Genomic DNA, 7,907 nt, shown 5'->3' on the forward strand with positions numbered 1-7,907 from the left:
GTGGATAATCAACACGCTTGGTTCTCTACCTTATAATCTTCCAAATGAAGCAGTTGAACCGTCCCCTGATTGGTATTCGACAACGTTATATGATTTACCTTTATTTCCCTTAGGGGCCACTCCTTCTTCTTCTTCTTCTCCCCCCAATTAATCAATGAGCATTAACTTCAGGGTTGGGTGCCTTTCTTTTTTTTACAGGTTCGTCCACAACAACTATGATTTATAAACCGTAACTCATATTAGCAATTCTTGTAAGTTTAGATGATATCAACTTTGAATTAGCTATTAAAGTTATTCGGTTGTGCTTTGAGGGCAAATGACTACTGTTTAGTGTGATATTGATGCTATGTCTGGTCGCAAAATGACATACAATCAAGCGACTGTTATAATTCTTCCTGACTTCATTTCGGTGACAGGCAGCATTTTAACTTTCTGTGGTTTTCATGTTTTAAGCTGTTGCATTTGAATACAACTAGCCAATGAACTTCGATTTGACTTTCCCATGAAATTCTTAGAACTTGTTACTAGTTAAGACTTCCAATCAATTCTGTTTGTATTCTTAATTATTTTAGGGAATTATTATATTTTTGTTTAAATTAGTTATTTTGTCATCATTTAGACATGCCTAGATGGTATAATTTACTTAATATTTTTTGAAAATTAAAAATAACTAATTAAGAAGGTGAACATTAGGTGATATCCATGAAAGATATTGATATTAGTAAGGAACAATTGAACTTGGATCAAACTATCGAACGGATCGAGCAAAGTAAATATTATCTTAGTGATTTAATTAGGAAGAAAAAAGTATCTTTTAAAACAAATGAAACTCTACCTGGCGATAATATTGCACTTTCCATACATAGTGATGATGTTAAAAATTTAGGGCAAGCACTTAGATATCCATATTTCGGGAATTTTGAAATAAAATCAGGTAAAACTCAAGAAACATTCTATATAGGTAAACAAGGCATAAGGGATACAGATGAGAATATCGTGGTGGTAGATTGGCGGATGCCAATAGCTTCCGTTTTTTATAATTTCACCCCTGGTAACAGTAAACAAGAATACAAGATTGAGATAAAAGGTAGAATAATAAAAGAAGTAGTAGATGTATTGAAAAAGAGTCAGATTGAAATTGAAAAACGTAAGGTTGTAAAAATCATACGGCAGGTCGCTAAATTAAACAGTGATCAAAATATCACCTTAACAGAAAAAGGTACTGAAATATCAGTCACGGATGATATTCTAAAAGCAGCACTTGAAAACAGTGAAACATCAGGGTATTTAAAGGAAATTATCGCCACAATTCAACGAGAACAGGATATTGCCATACGTCAAAGTATACATAAAAACCTCATCATTCAAGGTGTGGCTGGGTCCGGAAAGTCTTCCATTGCGTTACACCGTCTTTCATATTTAATCTATAACCATAATATTGATAAAAAGAAATTGTTGATTTTGGTACCTTCAGAGTTGTTTATTAATTCTGTTCAGGGATTGTTGCCAGGGTTAGAGTTAGACGGTATTCAGCAATCTACGTTCAAACAATTAGTCATGAAGAGCCTTCAAAAATATTCTAAGTTAGATATATCCGATGACTATTCTTCTTTCTTTAACGATATTATGTTTAATGCAAACACTCAGGAAAAATATGACTTAATTAAATTTAAAGGCTCCAAAGAATTTGCAATGAAGATTGTGCAATATGTGGAGAGTCTAGAAGAGGAGTATGAACGAAAGTTTAACCCATTCGTTTTTGATGGCGAGTGGTTGTCCAAAGAGGATTTACAAAAGATATATGCCGGCTACGCCTATTTGCCTTTTCTAAGTAGAATCAAAGAATTTTCAAGTCATGTAGAAAAACATTTTTCCGATATTATGAAACATAAAATAAATAAAATTGAGGAGGATACCGAAGCATTAAAAATCAGTTTCCTAAAAGATAGTGGACTTGATAAGAGAGAGCATGAGACTGCTGTACAAATTTTCAATAAGGTAAAAGACAATAAAGTAAAGAAACTTAGGCAGAACTTCAGTGCGAATGTAAAGCAAAGGACACTCTCGATGAATAAGGTGAATATTCACCTTATATACAAGGAACTTTTGGAAGATATAAATAAAGACCCTGAAATAGAAGAGTTATTTAAATATAATGTTCCTGGAAAGTTTGATTATTTCGATTTAGCACCAATGTATTACTTGTATTTATTACTAGATTATGACGGTTCTAAATATACACATATTGTGATAGATGAGGCTCAAGATTTAAGCTACATCCACTTCGCTGCTTTAAAAAAAATAACTAATACCATGACAATAATTGGAGACCAAGAACAATCTATCTTTATGGATTATGGTCAAACTTCTTGGGAAACAGTTCAACAGGACTTTCTTAATCCCAAAGGGGACATATTGTTGAAACTTAATACAAGCTACCGTTCAACACAAGAAGTTATAGAAGTGGCTAATCATGTTATGAATGTTGGACTAAATGGAACCCGTGAAAGTATCGTTCCGTTTAGTCGCAGTGGTGAGAAAGTGAAATTCCAACGAGTATTAACTGGAGAAGAATTACTAGGGGGAATTACTGAGACTATTCATGAATGGCATTCTAAGTACAAACGGATTGCTATTATCAGTAAAGACGAAAAGAAAGCGCAGAACCTAACAAATTATCTAAAACAAAAATTTCCGAATGTGCATCATCTTTCATTAAATGACAAGACGTCTGCCGAAGGTATATTCGTAGTCGCTTCTTATAATATCAAAGGAATGGAGTTTGATGGGGTTATCTTATCGAATGCTAGTGATAAAAGTTTCCCTAATGATGAGTTCCATACGAAGTTGCTCTATGTCGTTTTAACGAGAGCTCAGCAAGTTCTTAAAGTATTTTATCAAGATACACCAACCCAGCTCTTAATGGGGTTACTTGAAAATGAAAGTAAAAATAGCAGTGAGTTTGATGACATATTATAATTCCCTCCAAAAACTCAACCCCTCTCCGTAATTAAAGAGAAGGGGTTTTTGAATCTGTAAAATGGAAATCTTGCTTGCATCATTGTATTACCATGACAAAATATATTATCCAACCGCCAGTCTTCTTCCCTGATTACTCTTTATTCTCTGTGCACTCCCAAGAATTTCATTCACAAACAAATACGTATTGTAATTAGCTTCAACATCAAGTTGTTCAAGGTCGGTATGTTCATGTAAATAACCTGCTGATAGATTGACGCTTTGGACATTATGGGAAGCCCATATTGCTGTATCGCTTAATCCGCCACTTACTGCTTTCCAATCTCTCAGTCCATTAGCACGTGCAATTCTTTCGAGTGTCAGACCAAATGCAGCATTACAAAATTCTTGCTTATAGTTATGAGTGACGATGTCATTCGTTCCTCGTCGATCAATGACTAGTGCCATGTCAACATTCCATAAAAATGAATCGTTCACTTCACGTGCACCAAGTAAACCAATTTCTTCTTCCACAGTGAAGATAATTTTCAATGTTCCTTTAAAGTCATTTGGTTGAATAGATTTAAGTGTAGCTATTATTACGTGTACCCCGGCTCTATCATCTGCACCCAAAATACCTTTGTTGCTAGTCCAGATGTTATCTTTTTTTACAATAACCCGTGATTCTTCAATTGGTTCTACTGTGTCGAGATGAGCATTCAACAATATGGTTGGACCAGAGCCAAATCGTTTTTTAGCCAAGATATTGCCGTAGTGATCAACAGTGATATGGTCGACATAAGGAGTGATTTCTTGCAAAACGTGCTGACGTATTTTGCTTTCTCTCCCGCTTTCACCCGGAATATTCAATAAAGTTTCAAGTTGACTGTTAAAGTCATTCTTATTGACACGTAAATCAGATTTCATGATTATTTCTTCTATCTCAGACGGTTGAAATTCTGACAATTCTCCAGCAATACCCGGCAAATCTTGTCGCTGAATACTCATGTACAAAACATTATTTTTCCTTTGGCATTTGATATCAAAGTGATTCAGAAGAATTTTTACTGTCCTAGCAGTATCAGACTTTTGAAAGAAAATATGTGGTGCACCCTTTTCATGGCCATCACATGAATATATGGTAGTGAAACCTAATCGATTCAACTGCATGACCATACCTGCAATATATAAATCCAGCTTTGCAATCGGTAATTCAGCAGGATTGAAACTCATTTCAGTGATTCCATCATTAAACTGTCCTTGAATTGCTACCCACTTCTCTTCTGCGATAACTTCATCCGTGATTTCAAAAAAGGAACAATAGCTTTTAAATTTCACTTCAGCTTTCTCAAGTAAACTTTCCAGATATTTTCGATTATCGTTTGTCAGGTCTATAACCTTCAACTTCATTCCTTCTTGCGTTGTTACAAATCCATAACGAGTTAATAATGCTGACCATGTCATTACCATAAGAGCAACACTCCTTTTCTTTTGTTATGTTAAATATATCAACTCACCCGTTACAGCCCTGTAACGCCCACAAGAAAAGCCTTATCGATGTTACTCGATAAGGCTTGAATCGAAGAAATTATCTTCACGATATGCAATTTTGTAGGATATGTCTGGAATGTAGACTCCCTTATGATTGACTATGGCTTTACAATATCCCACTTTTCCAAAGTCTTCATTAAGTCTAGAAACAATGATTCTCAAATTACCAGATGTAATTGTATCTTCAGTGCTCAACGAATCCTCTAGATTAGTTGATATGTCTTTCGCTCTGATTGGCTTTTCCAACGAACTATTCTCAAGCAAGAACTTCAGATAATCGGCTCGTTTCTTCGGCAAAGTAGTTACACCATGCCCGAAAAGATAAATTTCACTGTCACTGAAATAGAGAAAAATGTGCCCTTCTGGTTGCCGTTCCGCTAAATTCTCGCATTGAATTTTAGAAACATGTTGTCGCTTTCCATTTTCAATCAAGATATATTCCGACCTCTTTAAAGTCATCTCAATTTTATTGGCAAGATCCTCAATGCCAATTCCCTCTGGTACAGGGACATCTTCAAACGTTTGCTCCAATTTCCTTGCTTGCTTCAATGAAGCAAAGGCCATCCGAATCGAACAATAACTAATGAACAACTTGGCTTTGATTAACTGATCCACTTCCAACTCAAAATGCTCGTTTTTAGGGTGATACTCAATAGCCTTATGAAAATGAGTAATGGCATTAAACCAGTTATGTTCCTTGTAATAGATAAAGCCAAGTCGATAATGAGCAGCAGCGTTTATGGGATTAATACTCAAAATTGCAATAAACTCATTTTTAGCAATATAAGAATCTGCCTTAGCCTCCATCTTAATGTAATAAGCATAGTTCATTAATGTATCGATCGCATTGTTCTTTTCATCTTCAGTTAGATGGGTTTTACCTTCTCGTAGAAGCTTTTTATTCAGGTCAGACATCACGTGAGAATGTCCATCTGGATACTTTGCTTTTTCTGCTTTGATTTGTTGTTTAATTTCATTCAATCTTTCTACTCGTGTCTGTACGATAGATTCTCTTTCTGTTGGGCGGATTCTTTTTTGCATTTTGCTTGATCCTTCCTCAAAATAAAAATTTATTGATAGGTTTTTGCATCAATACTTTTCTAATCTTTAGGTAAAAAATTTAAGAACAACATGTCCTTTTTACTCTCAACATCCGCAAATTTAATATTCCATCGTCTTTCCATGAATTCAAGTAGTACCAATCCTTGCTTAAGGATGGCATCTGCATTCCACTCGGGATATGCCGCAATTTCAATTTCACTGTGGGACCCATCTGTATATCCTTTATGGAACCTCCCTAAAGGAGACTTCTTATCAGGGAAACTATCATTCTGCAAACTTGAATTTTTACTTGTAGAAAGAGCTAATATGTTGCCAATGGAGCCCGTCAAAAGATTCTTTTGTTCCTCAGTTTCATTTATAAAAGCATTTTTCCAGTAGTCATTACTTGGTGTTTGAGGATAGATATGCTCTAAGGAAACTTTATCTTTTTCACTTTTCACAAACAATGTCCAGTCAATTTTCTGGTTACCGTTCTTCATAACCTTTTCTGTTTCATATTCATATAAAAAGTAATGCAACCCGTTCCACGAATAAAACCCTCCACCGTTTTTATAATGCCTACCAATATACGATTTGAAAGGCTGATAATCAAATGAAGTTTCAGGACTTAGCCAGTCTTCAATACGTGTTTTTAAAGAAAGACAAATTTCATCTATGGAAATATCTCCATTTTGTAATTGTTTTGTAAGCTTATAATATTCACTATTTCTAAATGTAGAAAATGCTCGACCCACTCTAAATGCTATAAATATAAACCTCTCTATTTCCTTAAACAGTTTGATTCTGCTGCCCGTAGTAATATCGGTTCTAATATACGATGCTACCACCAGAGGTCTAAAATAAGCAATTCCTATTCTATTCAATCGATCAAGCCATAGACTCTCTTCGTTTGTAAGACTCGAGTTGTTCAATGGGTTAAAAGAGTTGTACCAGTGTACAGCAGCTGATCTAAGATTTTTCACGTAATCTGATATTTCTTTCGGAGATAACTTTGGTCGGTTTATATTACTATCTACTACTGTGTTTTCTTCCAGTTCATCATCTTCCTCTAAATCTCTAACTTCAGAAATACTAGTGATTGAATCCGACTTAACTTCAGTTGTCTTATAAACATTTTGAGGTGTGAATTTCTCTTCTAAAAGGAAACGGATGTAGTCATCGCCCTTTTGTCGAGTATATTGAAAATACATAATCCAGTGCGCAACTAAAAAGTCATCATCAGGTAATGGATGCTTTTTATTACGCCCTAACTGAAAATAAACTTCTTTCCATGCATCATTAATATCTTTACGGAGTATGAATCTTTCATCTTGTTCAAGCTCATCTTCATCATACAAAGTGGTTAAGTATATTAAGCGGTTTTTTAAGAGTTCCAGATTCGATAATTTTTTCCCTCGATTATTCATAGTTTCAAACGCGACAAAAACATCAAAATCGTCAGGTATCTCATGTAAATTGAACATAAGATTCTGTGTAACCTTTCTAAAGAGCATCTCTATTCCAGATACACCGTTTAAACGATAGTGATTTTCTAGATTTTCGTAAAAGAACTGTTTTGCATTTTCTAGATTCAATGTATAGAAGGTTTCCATTATACTACCAGCATTAGGCTCGCCTAAAATATGATGCTTAAGATACTTAAAGCTCGGATTGTCCGTTTCATAACTAAATTTATACGTATTGACTAAAAACTGAGGGGGTTTTTGAACAACAAGGTATTCTTCTTTTATTTGTTTCAAACTAAACGTTCCAATATAAATCTCTGTGTCAGACTTTCCATCATTTTCTGGTATTGCTTTAATTAAATTCAAGATTTCATTGATGAATATTACAAAAGTGGTCAACCTTTGCTGCCCATCAACTATATGAAAAGGTTTAAAACCCCTGTCCTCTAATAACCATCGCTCCGCTGTCCAGTTATCACCTGAATAACCTTTTTTTGAGATTTCTTTTAATGACAAGAGTCCAGTATAGTGGGATTTGTCTTGCGGAAGGTTTACTATATCCTCCCAAAAGTCTTTTAATTGTCTCGCTTGCCACGCATATCCTCGTTGATAATCCGGTATCTTGAAGATCCTGTCCTTAAAGATACTCTTAAATGATTCTAATGTCTGCATGTACGGTAGTCTCCTTAATACTTGTGTCTATTAAATACAAAGTAATCAAGCATTAAAATATTTTTTAATAGCGAATATTAATAAATATATTGTATCTTACTTTTAGTTGTGTTGGTCAAAAATCAAGTGTGGATTAGAAGAAGAAAAATATGCTAGTCAATGAAGAATAGGAAAAATAAAGATTTCTGCCTGTTTATCTTAAAGAGGTTGTTCAAAAAG

The 7,907-nt window shown here is 34.5% G+C and carries 4 protein-coding genes; 1 reads left to right on the top strand and 3 read right to left on the bottom strand.

Translation table 11 applies throughout. The features are described from left to right. Positions 1–702 precede the first annotated feature (702 nt). Positions 703–2,979: a UvrD-helicase domain-containing protein gene (locus B371_RS0102900; protein WP_019412817.1), complete on the top strand. Its 2,277-nt coding sequence runs from the start codon at positions 703–705 to the stop codon at positions 2,977–2,979. A gap of 105 nt (positions 2,980–3,084) precedes the next feature. On the opposite strand, the gene B371_RS0102905 is transcribed toward B371_RS0102900, so the two are convergent. From B371_RS0102905 to B371_RS0102915, 3 genes are all read right to left on the bottom strand, one after another. Next, positions 3,085–4,428, bottom strand: coding sequence for a M20/M25/M40 family metallo-hydrolase (locus B371_RS0102905; protein WP_019412818.1), 1,344 nt, complete (start codon positions 4,426–4,428; stop codon positions 3,085–3,087). Positions 4,429–4,518: 90 nt separating this feature from the next. Beyond that, the gene (locus B371_RS0102910) at positions 4,519–5,550 is read right to left on the bottom strand and encodes a lipopolysaccharide assembly protein LapB (RefSeq protein WP_019412819.1); all 1,032 of its coding nucleotides are present in this window, start codon (positions 5,548–5,550) and stop codon (positions 4,519–4,521) included. A 59-nt stretch (positions 5,551–5,609) separates the two neighbouring features. After that, entirely contained in the window at positions 5,610–7,688 is a 2,079-nt protein-coding gene (locus B371_RS0102915) for a DUF262 domain-containing protein (protein ID WP_019412820.1), read from the bottom strand. Positions 7,689–7,907 lie beyond the last annotated feature (219 nt).

Source organism: Paenisporosarcina sp. TG20, assembly GCF_000286315.1.
In the GTDB taxonomy this organism is placed as follows: domain Bacteria; phylum Bacillota; class Bacilli; order Bacillales_A; family Planococcaceae; genus Paenisporosarcina.